Origin of the sequence: Pseudomonas sp. PB101 (assembly GCF_009764265.1) — a bacterium.
GTDB lineage: Bacteria > Pseudomonadota > Gammaproteobacteria > Pseudomonadales > Pseudomonadaceae > Aquipseudomonas.
Map to the genome: position 1 here is coordinate 1 of NZ_RWIR01000024.1, position 16,220 is coordinate 16,220.

Sequence of the window (16,220 nt, forward strand, 5' to 3'; positions counted from 1 at the left end):
TGGCAAGCCAGCTCCTACAAGGGACCGCGTCCTGGTCGAAATGATGTGAACGCCAAACTGTAGGAGCCGGCTTGCTGGCGATGGACTCGAGTGCACCGCGATTATCCGGGTTACACGCGTTATCGTTGACGACCATCGCTGGCAAGCCAGCTCCTACAAGGGACCGCGTCCGGGTCGAAATGATGTGAACACCAAACTGTAGGAGCCGGCTTGCTGGCGATGGACTCGAGTGCACCGCGTTTATCCGGTTCACAGCGTTATCGTTAACGTCCATCGCGAGCAAGGAATTGCGCTCAACAAAAAGCCCACTTGAAGTGGGCTTTTTGATTGCTGAGTCTTCAGGCGTAACTCCTGAGGGCCTCCGGTGGAACGAAGGCTTCAAGCTCATCCTCCACCGCTTCGATTATTCGTTCGACATCCGCGGCGTTCATCACGGTAGCGCACGGAATGCCGGCAATGGCGATCATGGTCTCGCCAGTGGCACGGTCAAAAAGACGGGCAATCATGCTGCCCGGTGCGTCCATGCTCGCCTCGAATCCCATGGGATGAAAATGCCAGCGCATCAGCTGGCAGGCGTTTGGAAAGGTGACCTTGCTGAAGCCTTTGTTCATGTGTTGCCCGCCTTCAGTATCGAGCGCTTCCTTTAGCTCATGGTAGGAGGGAAGAACCTTCATTGGTTCAACCAGTGACAGTCTTTAAAAGTAGCATCCGTGTGTGAAAGGAATGTGGTTTTTTCAGGCCGTTTGGCGATTGCTGGCGTTTTTTTGATTCAGGTCACGCTTTGGTGGTGTTTGCCGCCCCAAACCCTCATCCGTTTAGTCGTTGAAGCCTGAGCGGAAGTTGGGCAAGCTCGGCTTTTTTTGCCGGGACTTTCAATGCACGCCGATGATGATGGCCCGCTGCAAACCCAGGCCACGGCCGAGACGGTCATGCGCTATCACTTGCGCTGGAAGCACCGGGACCTGGACGGCGTCATGGCGCTCTATCACCCGCAGGTGCAGTACAACGATTTCTTCCAGAACCGGGTCATGGGCCTGGCCGAGTTGCGCGAATACGTGCGCAGCAGCATGCCCCGGGACCCCGATGAAGCGCTGGAGCACTCCGACCGCATTCGCCTGGACGGCAACACCGCGTTCATCCAGTACCGCATCACCTTGCGCGGTGGTGAAGGGCTGGTGTCGTTCCGCGCCAGCGAGGCGATCACCGTCAAGGACGGGCTGATCTGGCGGGTCAATGAATACGCCTCGCTGGTGCATGAGCAAGCGGTCAGCAAAGCCACCCACAGCCAGCGCCCGGCCGTCAGCCGTCTCGGTCTGTCGCCGCGCCAATTGAGTTTCATGGCCGAGGACCTGCAGCAGTATTTCCAGGGCCAGCAACCGTATCTCGACCCGGAGCTCGATCTGCAGCGGGTGGCGAAGGAGTGCGGGTACAGCCGCAATCAGATTTCCTACCTGTTGAACCAGGTCCTGGGCCAGAGCTTCTACCGCTACGTCAACCAGGCGCGCCTGCAACATCTGCTGGCAGCGCTGGATGCCGCCACGCCACCGCTGCGCATCGATGAGCTGGCCTTCGCTGCCGGGTTCAATTCGCTGTCGGCGTTCTACAGCTGTTTCCGCCAGCACACCGGCCAGTCACCCAAGGCCTACGTCAAACAAATTTCTTTGCGTGCACGCGCGCAAGACAGCGTCTGAGCCCACGCACTAGGATCGACGCCATCGAAGTTTGAGTGGCGGAGTCTTGCATGTCGGCGTGGCGCGATATCAGTTTGTGGATGGACCAGCTCGACGAGCCGTTGTTGGCACGTCCCGCGCTGGAGCAGGACCTGGATGTCGACGTGGCGATCATCGGGGCGGGGTACACCGGTCTCTGGACCGCGTACTACCTCAAGCAGCACGAGCCCGGGCTGAACATTGCCATCATCGAAGCGCAGACCGCCGGTTTCGGCGCGTCGGGGCGCAATGGCGGCTGGCTGATGGGCAATTTGCTCGGTGAGGATCGCCTGCTGGCCAATCTATCGGCCGAACAACGCCGCGCCTCCTACGATTTGTTGCACGGCATCCCCGATGAAGTGGGGATTGTCCTTGAACGTGAGGGCATCGACTGCGATTACCGTAAAGGCGGGGTGCTGTATTGCGCCGCGCGCTACCCGGAGCAGGAGACCAGCCTGCGTCACTATCTGGACGATCTCCACCGCCAGGGCCTCGACGATAGCCACTATCGCTGGCTGACGCCGGAACAACTGGCACAGCAGATTCGCGTCGCCAAGCCCTATGGCGGCATCTACGCGCCGCATGTAGCGACCATCCACCCGGCCAAACTGGTGCGCGGGCTGGCCCGGGCGGTGGAGCGCCTGGGGGTGAAAATCTACGAAAACAGCCCGGTCACCCATTGGCAGTCCGGCGGCCTGCGCACGGCGAAAGCATCTGTGCGCTGTCACTGGGTGGTGCCGGCGGTAGAGGGTTACTCCATCACCTTGCCGCCGTTGGGGCGCTATCAGATGCCGGTGCAGAGCCTGATCGTCGCGACCGAGCCGTTGTCCGCGGCGACCTGGGACGAAATCGGCCTGAGTCGCGGCCAGGCCTTCAGCGAGGCCAGTCGCCAGGTGACCTACGGCCAGCGCACCGCTGACAACCGTTTGATCTTCGGCGCCCGTGGCGGCTATCAGTTCGCCGGCAAGCTGCGCCACGACTTCGACCTGACCGCGGATGAAAAAGACCTGCGGCGTTATCTGTTCGGCGAGCTGTTCCCGCAGTTGAAGAACGTACAGATCACCCATTCCTGGGGCGGCAACCTGGGCATGTCCCGGCACTTCAAGCCACACATGCTCTGCGACCGGGCCAGCGGCATCGCCTTGTCCGGCGGTTATGGCGGGGAGGGTGTCGGCGCCAGCAACCTGGGGGGGCGAACGGTCGCCGACCTGATCCTCGGCCGCGACAGCGATCTGGTGCGTCAGCCGTGGGTCATCCCCCGGCGCGGCCTCGACGCGCTCAGGGCCTGGGAGCCGGAACCCGTGCGCTGGCTCGGCTACAACGCAATCATCCGCAGCTTTGTCCATGAGGACCAGACCCTGGCCAACCCGGCCACTGCGCCCTGGCGGCGCAAGCTGGCCAGCGGGGTCGCCGGTTTCATGGAAGGTTTCATGCACTGAACGGTGCGCTCTTCATCTACAGGCTCCATCGACAGGTATTCCCATGAGCATCACGCAATTCAAGAACACCGCAACCCTGAAACTGGACGAGTCCAATCCGGTCGCCGTACCCCTGGGTACGCCCGTGGCCGTGGCGTCGACCACCAGCGTGGAACGCGACGACGGCGTCGAGACCGGCGTCTGGGAATGCACCCCGGGGCGCTGGCGGCGGCAGATCGTCGCCCAGGAGTTCTGTCACTTCATCCAGGGCCGCTGCACCTTCACCCCCGACGGTGGCGAACCGCTGCACATCGAGGCCGGCGACGCACTGATGTTGCCGGCCAACAGCCTCGGCATCTGGGACATCCAGGAAACCGTGCGCAAGACCTACGTTTTGATTTTTTGAATTCCCAGGAATTTGAAAGCTGATCCTTTGATTGCCTGCCAATAACAACAACCCCTACAGGAATCGACTCATGATCCGAAAGACCCTGACACTGGCCCCGCTGATGCTGGTTGCATCGATCAGCCAGGCGGCCGAAACCGTCAAAATCTACAACTGGTCGGATTACATCGCACCGGACACCACCAAGGATTTCCAGAAAGAAACCGGCATCGGCTTCACCTACGACGTCTACGACAGCAACGAAACCCTCGACGGCAAGCTGATGACCGGCAAATCCGGGTATGACGTGGTGTTCCCGTCCAACCACTTCATGGCCCGGCAGATCGAAGGCGGTGCACTGAAGAAACTCGACAAGAGCCAGTTGCCGAACTGGAAGAACCTCAACCCGGTCTTGCTCAAGGCATTGCAGACCAACGATCCGGGCAACGAGCACGGCTTCCCGTACCTGTGGGGCAGCACCGGCATCGGCTACAACATTGCCAAGGTCAAGGCCGTGCTGGGCGACAACGCCCCGGTGGATTCCTGGGACCTGATCTTCAAGCCCGAGAACATGCAGAAGTTGCAGAAGTGCGGCGTGGCCATTCTCGACAACGGCCCCGAATTGCTGCCGGCGGCGCTGAACTACCTCGGCCTGCCGCATCACAGCAAGAACCCGGAGGACTACAAGAAGGCCGAAGCGCTGCTGTTGAAAGTGCGGCCGTACGTGAGTTACTTCCACTCGTCCAAGTACACCAGTGACCTGGCCAACGGCGATATCTGCGTGGCGGTCGGTTTCTCCGGCGACATCCTGCAGGCGGAAAACCGCGCCAAAGAGGCCAACAACGGCATCGACATCGGCTATGCGATTCCCAGGGAAGGTGCGGCGATCTGGTTCGACATGGTTGCGATGCCGGCCGACGCTCCGGACGAAAAGGCCGGCTACGCCTTCATGAACTACCTGCTGCGCCCGGACGTCATGGCCGGCGTCAGCAACTACGTGCACTACGCCAATGGCAACGAGCAGGCCGACAGCCTGATCGACCCGGCGATCAAGAACGACACCAAGGTTTACCCAAGCCCGGAAATGATGGGCAAGCTGTTTGCGCTCGAAGCCATGCCGTTGAACATCGACCGGGTTCGCACCCGCGTGTGGAACAAGATTCGCACCGGCAGCTGAAGCATCGAGCGGTCATCGGGACAGGATGTCCCGATGTCAGGCCTTCAGCCCACCGGCTCGACTGCGCACGTCATTTGTCCTGAGCCGGGTATCTGCAGGAACACGTCATTGCCCAATTGCCAGAAGCTGTAGTTGCCCTTGGAATCCTTGCCCGTGTACTGGTTTCCGGAGTTGCTCGGCACCTGGTTCAGGGTAATGGAGGTGTTCGCCCATTTGAGGAACAAAACGCCCGGGTCGACGGTAAAGAAGGTGGCGGCAACCAAAGCGTTGAACCCTGCGCAACGATAGGCCAGCGGGCCTTCGGTGAGCCTGCTCGGGTCTTTGGTTCTCGCAATGGCCGAACCCTGGCGCAGCTGGAACGCACGCTCGGCATAGTTTCGCACGACGCATTCCCTGGCTTGGGGCCCGGCACCGCACTGGTTACGGGACTGGACCCAGAACCGCTGATCAATCTCGACTTTATCCGGACGCGGCACTGAATGGTCGTCGGTGAGCGCCAGCAGATAAAGTCGATTGAGTTCCAGGTCCATGCGCGCCAGTTGCGCGTCGTGACAGACAAGCTGTTCGACGGATGCCTGGGGGTTGCTGCAATCGAAACTGGTTTTGTACGTTGGCAAGGGCTTTGGTTTTGCCTTGATGGCGGCGTCACACACGCTCGCCGTCACGCACGTGCTGACGGCGAGCACTGAGGCCAGGAGTGGCATGACCATTTTCATTTCGGCGTCACCTGAATCTTTGCGTGATGCCCGTATTGCAACGCATCGTGTCGAAGCGTTGCACAGTCATTCGGTCGCACGGGTCTATCGAGTGTAAGGCAGTGCTCGAAACCTGCCACATCGTGCCAGGAGAAACGTCAATCTTCCTCGCGAATCGTCGCCACTTCATCGGCCCTGACCTTCACCTTCGCGCCTGAAATGTCCTCGAACTCGAAGAAGCCGTCGCTGGTCCTGGTTTTCGGCATGTCCTTGGTCAGGTACTGGGTGCCGTTCTGCAGCGTCACCACCGTTGGCGTCGAGCAGCCTGCCAGCATCAGCAGGGCCGCTACGGCCAGGGGCAAACCCAAAGTCTTGATGTCCATGATCACCTCTCGTTCATTTTGAAGCAGTGCCATCAGCTTGCGCCTGTCACTGCACTCCCATGGCGGTTGGTGCCGCCAGGGGGCAGAAAGTTCTGCCGCCCGGGAAATATTCCTTACAGCGCCTCCATTTATCCTTTTCCGATTGCACCGGGCAGGGCGGAACTGGTATCTGTACGCATAACCAGTACTCGCTCGCCATGGCCCATTTCCTGTGACTGCAAATCCGCTAGACGATCCGTTCTATTACCTTAACAACTTCATGCAAGTGCTTGATTGGCTTGAACAGCGCTTTGCCGATGTGCTGAGCGCCGAGGAGCTGTGCTTCGTTCTTGAGTTTAGGCGGTTGCCCCGTGAATCGCAGGCACTGCTGGTCAGAATGGTCATGCGCAAGGGCATTCATTTCAGGGCGAGCAAACTGCATTACGAGGAAATCGGCGATATCGTCAGCGCCGCCGGCCCGCTGTTGGCGCTTGGCTGGGTCGACGAGCAAATGCCGTTGACGGTCGAAACGCTGTTCGGGGTGCTGCTCAAGGGTGAAATCCTCCAGGCCTTTGGTCCGGTCATCGATCAGCCCAAAGGCAAGAAAGCCGATTGGTTGCCAGCGCTGAGCGAGCAGTTTCCCCAGGCGCAAAGCTTCAAAGAGTGGTGCCCGAGCCTGGACGAGCGCCTGTTCAGCCTGACCATCATGGAGTTGTGCGATCGCCTGCGCCTGATGTTCTTCGGCAACCTGTATCAGGACTGGTCGGAGTTCGTCCTCGCCGACCTGGGCATCTATACCTACGAAAAAGTCGAATTCTGCGCCGAGTCCCGGGGCTTGCGCAGCCGCGAAGACGTGGATGCCTGTGTCCTCCTGCACGCGTACCAGCAACAATTCGAGGCCGGTGAAGCGCTGGACGCGGTGGCCGGGCGCATCAACAGTCTGGTGCTGGACAACCCGTGGCTGCAACGCCGGCGCGCCAGGCTGCTGTTCCAGATGGGCCAGCATTGCGAACGCATCGCCGATTTCGCCATGGCCCTGAATCTCTACCGCGAATGCGCCTATCCCGGTGCGCGTTCGCGGCTGATTCGCGTACTGGAACGCAGCGGTGAGTTTGAACGGGCTCTGGATCTGGCCATGCAGGCTGAACAGGCACCGCAGAGCGCCGCCGAGCAACAGCAGTTGCTTCGCGTGTTGCCACGCCTGCGACGCAAGCTCGGCGGGCCGCCGATCAAGCGCGCGGCGCCTCGGCAAATGCAGCGCCTGGACCTGCAATTGCCAAGGCTCGACCCGGCAATGTCGGTCGAGTTTTACGTTCAGGCGCATCTGGCGGAGGATTCGGCACCGGTCCATTACGTCGAAAACAGCCTGGTCAATTCACTGTTCGGCCTGCTGTGTTGGCCCGCGATCTTCGCGCCTTTGCCGGGTGCGTTTTTTCACCCGTTCCAGCGCGGGCCGGTGGATTTGCTCAGCGAAGACTTCCATGGCCGCCGGGCCGAGCTGTTTGCCGCGTGCCTGGCCGAACTCGACGACGGGCGCTATCGGCAGACCATCCGCGAACGTTATGCGGCCAAGTGGGGCGTGCAGTCGCCGTTCGTGTTCTGGAGCGTGCTTGACGAGGCGCTGCTGGAGCAGGCCCTCGATTGCCTGCCGGCCGAGCACCTCAAGCATTGGTTCAACCGCCTCCTGCTGGACATCAAGGCCAATCGCGCCGGCATGCCGGACCTGATCCAGTTCTGGCCGCAGCAAAGGACCTACCGCATGATCGAAGTCAAAGGCCCGGGCGATCGCCTGCAGGACAACCAGTTGCGTTGGCTGGAGTTCTGCCACGAGCACCAGATGCCGATCACCGTGTGCTACGTGCAATGGGCGGAGCAGGGCGCTTGAGCTACAGCATTGCGGTGCGGGCGCTGTGTGAGTTCACCGCCAAGACCGGCGACCTCGACCTGCGCTTCACACCGTCGCCCACTGCGCTGGAGGGCATCGTCGGGCATCGTACGGTGGCCTCGCGACGCAGCGAGGGCTACCAAAGCGAAGTCGCCCTTGAAGGCCTGTATCGAACCCTGACGGTCAAGGGCAGGGCCGATGGCTATGACCCGGCGCAAAACTGCCTGGAGGAGGTCAAGACCTACCGCGGGGACCTGAGCAAACAACCGGCCAACCACCGCCAGTTGCATTGGGCCCAGGCGAAAATCTACGGCTGGTTGATGTGCCGCAAACGCGATCTGCCGCGGATCAACCTGGCGCTGGTGTATTTCGACATCGTCAGCGAAAGGGAAACCTGCCTGGTCGAGCCCTTCGAGGCCGCGCAGTTACAGGAATTCTTCGAACGCCAATGCGCGCGGTTCCTGCAATGGGCGCAGCAGGAAGTCGCCCATCGCGACGGGCGCAATCTGGCGGCGCAGCGCCTGGCCTTTCCCCACGCCGACTTTCGGCCGGGGCAGCGCCATCTGGCCGAGTCGGTGTTCAAGGCCGTCAGCACCGGGCGCTGCCTGATGGCGCAGGCGCCCACGGGCATCGGCAAGACCCTGGGCACCCTGTTTCCCATGCTCAAGGCACTGGCGCCGCAGCAATTGGACAAAGTGTTCTTCCTCACGGCGAAGACCCCGGGCCGCAAGCTGGCCCTGGACGCCGCGCAGGTGATTGTGGCCAGTGCCGATGCGCCGCCGTTGCGGGTGCTGGAGATGATCGCCCGGGACAAGGCCTGCGAACACCCGGACAAAGCCTGCCACGGCGAGTCCTGTCCGTTGGCCCGGGGGTTCTACGATCGCCTGCCCGCCGCACGGCAGGATGCCAGCCGACTGAGCCTGCTGGACCAGAGCGCCTTGCGCGAGGTTGCCCTGGCGCATGACGTCTGTCCGTATTACCTGAGCCAGGAAATGGCGCGCTGGGCCGACGTGGTGGTGGCCGACTACAACTATTACTTCGACTTCAGCGCGCTGCTGTTCGGTCTGGCCCAGGCCAACAATTGGAAAGTCGCGGTGCTGGTCGACGAAGCCCACAACCTGGTGGAGCGCGGCCGGCAGATGTACAGCGCGAGCCTCGACCAGGGGACCTTCAACGGCGTGCGCAAAACCGCACCCGAGGTGCTGAAAAAAGCGATGCAGCGAGTCAACCGTGAGTGGAATGCCTTGAATGGCACGCAAACCGGCGCCTACCAAGCCTATGACAAGGCGCCGGAAAAGCTCCTTCAGGCACTGTCATCGTGCAGCGCCAGCATCGGTGACTACCTCAACGATCACCCGCAAGGGCTGGACAGCGCACTGCAGGGCTTCTACTTCGACATGCTGCAGTTCTGCCGGGTGGCCGAGCTGTTCGATGAGCAGTTCCTGTTCGACATCAGCAAACGCGACCTCGAGCGCAAGCGCAATCTGTCGCAGCTGTGCCTGCGCAATGTGGTGCCCGCAGGCTTCATCCGCCCGCGCCTGACGGCCGCGCGCAGCACGGTGCTGTTTTCCGCGACCCTGAGCCCCCGTCACTATTACGCCGATTTACTGGGGACGCCGACGGACACGGTGTGCATCGATGTCGAGTCGCCGTTTCATGCCGATCAACTACAGGTGCACATCGTCAACCAGATCTCCACGCGGTTCGTGCATCGCCAGTCCTCCCTGGAACCGATCGTGGACTTGATCGCCGCACAGTTCTGCAAGCGGCCCGGCAACTACCTGGCGTTTTTCAGTAGCTTCGATTATTTGCAGCAGGTGGCGCAGTTGTTGGCCGAGAAGCATCCGCACATCAGCCTGTGGTCGCAGTCCCGAGGCATGGGCGAAGCGCAACGCCAGCAGTTTCTCGATCAATTCCACGCCGACGGCCAGGGCATCGGCTTTGCTGTATTGGGCGGGGCCTTTGGCGAGGGTATCGATTTGCCCGGTGCGCGGTTGATCGGCGCATTTATCGCCACCTTGGGGCTGGCGCAGCTCAATCCGGTGAACGAGCAGATGAAACGGCGCATGGCCGCGATTTTTGGTTCCGGCTACGATTACACGTATCTGTATCCCGGCGTACAGAAAGTGGTGCAGGCCGCCGGGCGGGTTATCCGTACGCAACAGGACCAGGGGGTGGTGATGTTGATCGACGACCGCTTCGGCGAGAGCAAGGTCAGGCAGTTGCTGCCGCGTTGGTGGGCTGTCCAAATTCCCGGTATGACGCATACTCCAGAGAAACCATGAGGCGGTGGGATCAATGAGCGAAGATCGAACCAGGGTCAGTGCCATCGAAGACGGCCGTTTTCGGCTATTGATCGATGCGGTGATCGACTACGCGATCTACATGATTGATCCGGACGGCATCATTACCAGCTGGAACGCCGGCGCCAGGCGTTTCAAGGGCTATGAGGAGGCCGAGATCCTCGGTGAGCATTTCTCGCGCTTCTACACCGACGAGGATCGCCGTGCCGGCTTGCCGCAGCGGGCGCTGGACACAGCGATCGGCGAAGGACGTTTCGAAGGCGAAGGCTGGCGGGTGCGCAAGGACGGCACGCGTTTCTGGTCCCATGTGGTCATCGATCCGATCCTCGACCCGTCGGGCACCTTGCTCGGTTTTGCCAAGATCACCCGCGACCTGACCGACCGCAAGATGGCCGAGGAAGTCCTCAAGCAAAGCGAACAGCAGTTCCGCCTGCTGGTGCAGAGCGTGACCGACTATGCGATCTATATGCTGACGCCGGACGGACGCGTGAGCAACTGGAACCCCGGCGCCCAGCGCATCAAGGGTTACCTGCCGGAAGAAGTCATCGGCCAGCATTTTTCGATGTTCTATACCCCGGAAGATCGCGAGGCCCAGGAGCCACAACGCACGCTGGACATTGCCGTGCGTGAAGGGCGCTTTGAAAACAAGGGCTGGCGGATGCGCAAGGACGGTACGCGGTTCCTCGCCCATGTGGTTGTCGACCCGATCTGGGGCGACACCGGCACCTTGCTCGGTTTTGCCAAGATTACCCGCGATATCACTGAAGCCACGCAGGCGCAGCAGGCACTGGAGCAAACCCGCGAAGCCTTGTTCCAGGCGCAGAAAATGCAAGCCATTGGTCAGCTCAGTGGTGGCATCGCCCACGACTTCAACAACCTGTTGACGGTGATCCTCGGCAATCTGGAAATCGTGCGCAAGCGGGTGACGGACAATCCAAAGGTCACCCGCCTGATCGACAACGCCACCCAGGGCGCCTTGCGCGGTGTGTCCCTGACCCAGCGCATGCTGGCGTTTGCCCGACGCCAGGAACTCAAGTCGGAAGCGGTGCAGATACCGGCATTGGTAGAAGGCATTTCCGGGCTGTTGCGCAGCTCCCTGGGGCCTTCGGTGAAAATCGAAACGCAGTTTCCCGTCGATCTCGAACCGGTGATGGCGGACCTCAACCAGCTGGAACTGGCCGTCCTCAACCTGGCAACCAACGCCCGCGATGCCATGCCCAACGGCGGGACCATTATCTTCGGTGCCAGAAACCATGAAGTGAGCGACAGCGTTTCCTCATCTCTGGTGCCCGGGCATTACGTCTGCCTGAGCATTGCCGACACGGGCGAGGGCATGGATGAAACCACGCTGGGCTCGGCGATGGACCCGTTCTTTACCACCAAGGGCGTCGGCAAAGGCACGGGCCTGGGGTTGTCGATGGTTCACGGGTTTATCGAACAACTGGGCGGACGCTTCATTCTCAAGAGTCAGAAGGATCAGGGCACGACCGCCGAACTCTGGTTGCCCGTCGCTACCAACGATGCGGTCGTCCAGCCGGTTGCCAGGGAAGTGGACGTGACGGTGCCTCGCCTGTGCGTATTGGTGGTAGACGATGACAGCCTGGTCTTGACCAGCACCAGCCTGCTGCTCGAGGACCTCGGGCACCGGGTCATCAGTGCGCCGTCCGGTGCCACGGCGCTGGATCTGTTCGAACGTGAACCGGAGATCGACCTGGTCATCACCGACATGGCCATGCCCCAGATGAGCGGCGCGCAACTGGCCAATGCCATCAGGATCATTCGACCGAACGTGCCGATCATCCTCGCCACCGGTTATGCCGAACGGCTGGAGGGCTTTGCCGCCCATCTGCCGCGTTTGTCGAAACCCTATACCCAACTCAACCTGGTGGAAATCATTGCCCTGGCGATGAAATGACGCGGCGATTGTGCTGTTCATAGCGGGCCAGCATCGGCTGGGTGCTGATGCCGTGGAGCAGGATGCTCATGGCTACCACCGAGAGCGTCAGGTCGGCACACAAGGTGGCCACTGATGGCAACAGATCGTGGTTCAAGGCGTAGAACAGGTAGTAGAAACTGCCGATGCCGCGAATGCCGAACCAGCCGATCAACCAGCGTTGCGGGCCGTTGAGCAGCGAGCCCCATGGCATCAGCCAGACCATCAGCGGGCGAATCACCGCGAACAGCACTAGCGCGACCACCAGTGCCCGCCAGTCCCAGTGTGCAGTCAGCACGACCCCGAGCAAGGTCACCAGGAACACTTCCATGGCCCGTTCCACCAGGCTGCCGAACGACAGCATGTCGCCCATCATGATCCCGGCGGCGACTTGCTTGTCTTCCAGATGGTCGACATTGCCGGCCACGGCTGCCTCCGGCTCGACATGCTGATGACCGACCACCGGCTGGACCAGATGTTCCGCCGGTGTGCGGGTGTCACTGCTGGTACTCACCTCGGCCTGGCGCAGGCCAAGCCCGGCCGCGAACACCGAGAGAAACCCGTAGCCCTGAAGGGTTTCGGCCACGACATAGGCCAGTGCGATCAAGGCCAGGGCCAGGTAATCATTGGGGGAAAAGGTGCTGTCGGCATTCTTTATGCGCATGAACAGGGTCAGGCGGCCGATGCCGCGCCCCATCCAATAACCGGTCAGCAAGCCGGCGGGCACGGCCCATAGCAGCCGCTTGAGCGCCCATTCGTCGAGCCACGCACCCGCGTGCTCACCTTGTTGCAGAAACAGCAAACCGAGGATGACAAAAGGGAATGCACTGCCGTCGTTGAGACCGGCTTCACCCGTGAGCCCGAACCTGACCGGGTCGTAGTCCTTGGCATCGCTGACCTGCACCAGCGAGGCCAGGACCGGATCGGTGGGTGCCAGGATCGCCCCGATCAACAGCGATGGCCCCCAGGCGAATCCAAACCCGAAATGCAGCAGCAGGCTCACACCGGCAATGGTCAGGATCATCACCGGTCCCGCCAGCGTAAATGCCACCCGCCATCGGCGATCGCCCAGGGGCAGACGCAACTTCAACCCGCAGACGAACAGGGAAAAAAGCACCGCTACTTCCGACAGATGCTCCATCCAGAAGGCGGCGTCCTTGATATCCAGCCTGAGCAAACCCAGGCCCGACGGTCCGATGGCCACGCCCAGCACCAGGCAGACCGCCGAGGTGGTCACGGGCAACCAGCGCAGGTACGACGAGGTGAGCGCCAGTGTCAGCAATACGGCGCCCAGCACCGCCACCCACGCCGTGAAGCCCATCAACCGACAGGCGCGCGCAGGTACTCAGGGGTGAGCACGTTGAACCACACCAGGATCATCGTGACCAGGATCGTTACCAACACCAACAGCCCGACACCCCACACGCAGGCGGCGTTGAGCAGGCCTTGCTCCTTGCGCTCGTGCATGAAGGTCGGCAAGCCGATGAACAACAGGAACGTCGAATAAGCCGATGCCGCCGCCAGCACTGCAATCGCCAGCCAGCGACTGGGGTACAGGCCTGCCAGGCCGGCAATGAAGAACGGCGTTACGGTGTAGGCAGCAAAACCGATGCATTGATTGAGCGTTGGCCGCGCCTCGAAGGTGCGAGACATCCAGCGGATGAACGCGCCGATGACCACGACGCCGGCAACGATGGTCAGGTACAGCAGCACACACAGTTGCAGTGCACTGTGGGTGCTGAGCCGCACGGTTTCGTTTTCCGCCAGGCTCCAGCCCACGTAAGTCGTGCCGAAAAACAGGCACACGGCGGGAATCAGGGCCAGCAGCAACAGATGCGCGAGGTAATGACGTGGATGGGCTTCTTCTTCCTTGCGGATATCCAGCCAGGCGAAGTTCGGTTGAGTGAACAGTTTGACAATGGGTGCGGACATGACGACCTCCAGCGATCAGTGTCTATACGCTGTGGAGCGCTGGAGGACGTCGCCGGTTCAATTTTTCGACGCGGTCACAGGATCGGTTTGCCGCCGGTGACGCCGTAGCGCTGGCCGGTGATGTAACTGGCCTCATCCGAGGCCAGCAGCACGTAGATCGGCGCGACTTCCACGGGTTGGCCCGGCCGCCCAAGGGAGGTGTTGGCGCCGAAGTTCTGTACCGTCTCCTCAGGCATGGTCGAGACGATCAACGGCGTCCAGATCGGTCCGGGGGCGACGCTGTTGACGCGGATGTTCCTGGGCCCGAGCATTTGCCCGAGGCCGGCGCTGAAATTGGCGATCGCGCCCTTGGTGGTGGCGTACGCCAGCAGCGTCGGGTTCGGCAGGTCGGAATTGACCGAACTGGTGTTGATGATCGAACTGCCGGGCTTCATGTGTTTCAGGGCTGCCTGGCAGATCCGGAAGATGGCGGTGATGTTGACGTCGAAGGTCATCACCCATTCCTCGTCCGATATGTCTTCGAGGCTGTCATGGGTCATCTGGTACGCGGCGTTGTTGACCAGTACGTCGATGCGGCCGAAGCGCTCCACGGTTTTCTCCACCAGGGCCTGGCAGTGCGCCTTTTGCGCCAGGTCTCCCGGCAGCAACAGGCATTGGCGGCCGGCCTGTTCGATCCAGTGCGCGGTTGCCTTGGCGTCTTCATGTTCGTTGAGGTAGGCGATGGCCACATCGGCGCCTTCACGGGCGAAGGCGATGGCGACCGCACGGCCAATGCCGCTGTCGCCGCCGGTGATCAGGGCGATTTTGTTGGCCAGGCGACCGGAGCCCTTATAGGAATGCTCGCCGCAATCCGGAACGGGGTCCATGGTGCGCTGAGTGCCGGGAACCGGCTGATGCTGCTTGGGGAAGGGCGGTTTTGGATAGTCGGTCATTATCGATCTCCAGTCTCGAGGCCAGGGTGTCAGAAGGTTGACCCTGGCGTTTTGGCTGGAGTTCGACTGGATTTTCGATAGGGGAACCACCAATCCCTGTAGGAGCGAGCCTGCTCGCGATGGTCGCTAACGATAACGCGCGTTTGCTGACTAAACGCGGCGCTCTTGAGTCCATCGCGAGCAGGCTCGCTCCTACAGGGATATTCATGGATATTCAGGGATTTTCGGGGATCGATCAGGCCTTGAGGTGGCGCAAACTGCGCTCCATCCGCGCGATGCCTTCTTCGAGCAGCGAGCGGGGGCAGCCGAAGTTCAGGCGCACGAATTGCTTGCAGTCATCGCCGAAGTCGAGGCCGGCACTCAAGCCGACCTTGGCCTGCTCGAGGAAGAACTGCTGCGGGTTGTCCAGCCCCAGCGCCGAGCAGTCGAGCCATGCCAGGTAGGTGCTTTGCGGCAGGTTCATGGTCACGCCCGGCAGGCGGGTGCGCACGGCCTCGGCGAGAAAATCGCGGTTGCCTTGCAGGTAGACCTTCAGCTCCGCCAGCCAGGGTGCGGCTTCGCTGTAGGCGACGCGAGTGGCCTCCATGCCCAGCGGATTGACACTGTCGACCATGCCGCAACGGGCGTGGTTGACCTTCTCGCGCAGGTGGCGGTCCTGAATGATCATGAAGGAGGTCTTCAGGCCGGCGATGTTGTAGGCCTTGCTCGCGGACATCAGCGTGATGGTGCGCTGGGCGACCTGCGGGCTCAACGTGGCCATCGGAATGTGCTGGCGGCCGTCGAAGCACAGCTCGGCGTGGATCTCGTCGGAGATGATCCAGGCACCGTGCTCAAGGCAAATGTCGGCAATGGCTTGCAGCTCTGCGCGGGGGAAAGCCTTGCCTAGCGGGTTGTGGGGGTTGCTCAGCAGCAGGGCGCCGCCGCCTTGCAATGACTGGCTCAGGGTATCGAGCGGCGTGCTGTAGGTGCCATCAGCCTGGGCATCGAAATTCAATTCGACCTTGTTCAGGCCCCAGTGCCCGGGTGCATGGCGCAGCGGCGGGTAGTTCGGAACCTGCACCACGACGTTCTGTGGCGCCTGCACCAGTGCCTTCAACGCCATGTTGAAACCGGACTCGACGCCCGGCAGGAAGATCAGTTCCTGGGGCTCGACACGCCAGGCGTACTTGTTCCAGAGGTCGGCGACGATCGCCTCGCGCAGGTCATCCTGGGCCACGCTGTAGCCGACCATCGGGTGTTCCAGTCGTTTTTGCAGGGCCTGGACGATCACCGGCGGCGCGGCGAAATCCATGTCGGCGACCCACATCGGCAACACATCGGCCGGGTAGCGGCTCCACTTGGTACTGCCGGTGTGGTGGCGGTCGAACACCTGATCAAAATCGAAAGTCATGCGCAGTCTCGTAAAAGCCGGATTGGAATGGCGACCATGATAATCCCCAAGCCCTGTGGGAGCGAGCTTGCTCGCGATGGGGCCAGCACAGTCAGCATT

At 61.5% G+C, this 16,220-nt stretch carries 14 protein-coding genes; 7 read left to right on the forward strand and 7 right to left on the reverse strand.

What is annotated here, in order from left to right; translation table 11 throughout:
• Positions 1 to 338: 338 nt before the first annotated feature.
• Positions 339 to 611, reverse strand: coding sequence for a DUF1652 domain-containing protein (locus EI969_RS06680; RefSeq protein ID WP_160386983.1), 273 nt, complete (start codon positions 609 to 611; stop codon positions 339 to 341).
• Positions 612 to 875: 264 nt separating this feature from the next.
• Between EI969_RS06680 and EI969_RS06685 the strand changes: the two genes are divergently transcribed.
• The 4 genes from EI969_RS06685 (at position 876) to EI969_RS06700 (ending at position 4,689) form a co-directional block, all read left to right on the forward strand.
• Complete coding sequence (locus EI969_RS06685) at positions 876 to 1,691, forward strand: AraC family transcriptional regulator (RefSeq protein WP_160386725.1); 816 nt, start codon at positions 876 to 878, stop codon at positions 1,689 to 1,691.
• Between the two features lie 50 nt (positions 1,692 to 1,741).
• A complete protein-coding gene (locus tag EI969_RS06690; RefSeq protein WP_160386727.1) occupies positions 1,742 to 3,148 on the forward strand; it encodes an FAD-binding oxidoreductase in 1,407 nt (468 codons plus the stop codon).
• 43 nt (positions 3,149 to 3,191) lie between these two features.
• Positions 3,192 to 3,533 (forward strand): cupin domain-containing protein, encoded by a 342-nt coding sequence (locus tag EI969_RS06695; RefSeq protein ID WP_008050088.1) that lies wholly within the window; start codon positions 3,192 to 3,194, stop codon positions 3,531 to 3,533.
• 70 nt (positions 3,534 to 3,603) lie between these two features.
• On the forward strand, positions 3,604 to 4,689 hold the full coding sequence (locus EI969_RS06700; protein ID WP_160386730.1) for a polyamine ABC transporter substrate-binding protein: 1,086 nt from the start codon (positions 3,604 to 3,606) through the stop codon (positions 4,687 to 4,689).
• Positions 4,690 to 4,733: 44 nt separating this feature from the next.
• Here the strand turns inward: EI969_RS06700 and EI969_RS06705 are convergent, their stop codons facing one another.
• The gene (locus EI969_RS06705) at positions 4,734 to 5,405 is read right to left on the reverse strand and encodes an MliC family protein (RefSeq protein WP_160386732.1); all 672 of its coding nucleotides are present in this window, start codon (positions 5,403 to 5,405) and stop codon (positions 4,734 to 4,736) included.
• Between the two features lie 137 nt (positions 5,406 to 5,542).
• Entirely contained in the window at positions 5,543 to 5,767 is a 225-nt protein-coding gene (locus EI969_RS06710) for a YgdI/YgdR family lipoprotein (protein ID WP_160386984.1), read from the reverse strand.
• A 211-nt stretch (positions 5,768 to 5,978) separates the two neighbouring features.
• Here EI969_RS06710 and EI969_RS06715 point away from each other — a divergent pair, with 211 nt between their 5' ends.
• Genes EI969_RS06715 through EI969_RS06725 form a run of 3 tightly spaced genes read left to right on the forward strand, consistent with a single transcriptional unit; the run spans position 5,979 to position 11,849 of the window.
• Entirely contained in the window at positions 5,979 to 7,631 is a 1,653-nt protein-coding gene (locus EI969_RS06715; protein ID WP_160386734.1) for a VRR-NUC domain-containing protein, read from the forward strand.
• A complete protein-coding gene (locus tag EI969_RS06720) occupies positions 7,628 to 9,916 on the forward strand; it encodes an ATP-dependent DNA helicase (RefSeq protein ID WP_160386736.1) in 2,289 nt (762 codons plus the stop codon). Before EI969_RS06715 ends, EI969_RS06720 begins: the two co-directional genes overlap by 4 nt.
• A 13-nt stretch (positions 9,917 to 9,929) precedes the next feature.
• Positions 9,930 to 11,849 carry a PAS domain-containing sensor histidine kinase gene (locus tag EI969_RS06725; RefSeq protein ID WP_160386738.1) on the forward strand — a complete coding sequence of 640 codons (1,920 nt, stop codon included), beginning with the start codon at positions 9,930 to 9,932 and terminating at the stop codon, positions 11,847 to 11,849.
• On the opposite strand, the gene EI969_RS06730 is transcribed toward EI969_RS06725, so the two are convergent.
• The 4 genes from EI969_RS06730 to EI969_RS06745 all read right to left on the reverse strand — a co-directional run bounded on the left by EI969_RS06730 (position 11,827) and on the right by EI969_RS06745 (position 16,121).
• Positions 11,827 to 13,188 carry a sodium:proton antiporter gene (locus EI969_RS06730; RefSeq protein ID WP_160386740.1) on the reverse strand — a complete coding sequence of 454 codons (1,362 nt, stop codon included), beginning with the start codon at positions 13,186 to 13,188 and terminating at the stop codon, positions 11,827 to 11,829. The genes EI969_RS06725 and EI969_RS06730 overlap by 23 nt on opposite strands.
• Positions 13,188 to 13,799, reverse strand: a complete 612-nt coding sequence (locus EI969_RS06735) for a Yip1 family protein (RefSeq protein ID WP_160386742.1) — start codon at positions 13,797 to 13,799, stop codon at positions 13,188 to 13,190. The genes EI969_RS06730 and EI969_RS06735 overlap by 1 nt, the downstream gene beginning before the upstream one ends.
• A 74-nt stretch (positions 13,800 to 13,873) precedes the next feature.
• Positions 13,874 to 14,731, reverse strand: coding sequence for an SDR family oxidoreductase (locus EI969_RS06740; protein ID WP_160386744.1), 858 nt, complete (start codon positions 14,729 to 14,731; stop codon positions 13,874 to 13,876).
• Between the two features lie 235 nt (positions 14,732 to 14,966).
• Entirely contained in the window at positions 14,967 to 16,121 is a 1,155-nt protein-coding gene (locus tag EI969_RS06745) for a MalY/PatB family protein (protein WP_160386746.1), read from the reverse strand.
• Positions 16,122 to 16,220: the final 99 nt, after the last annotated feature.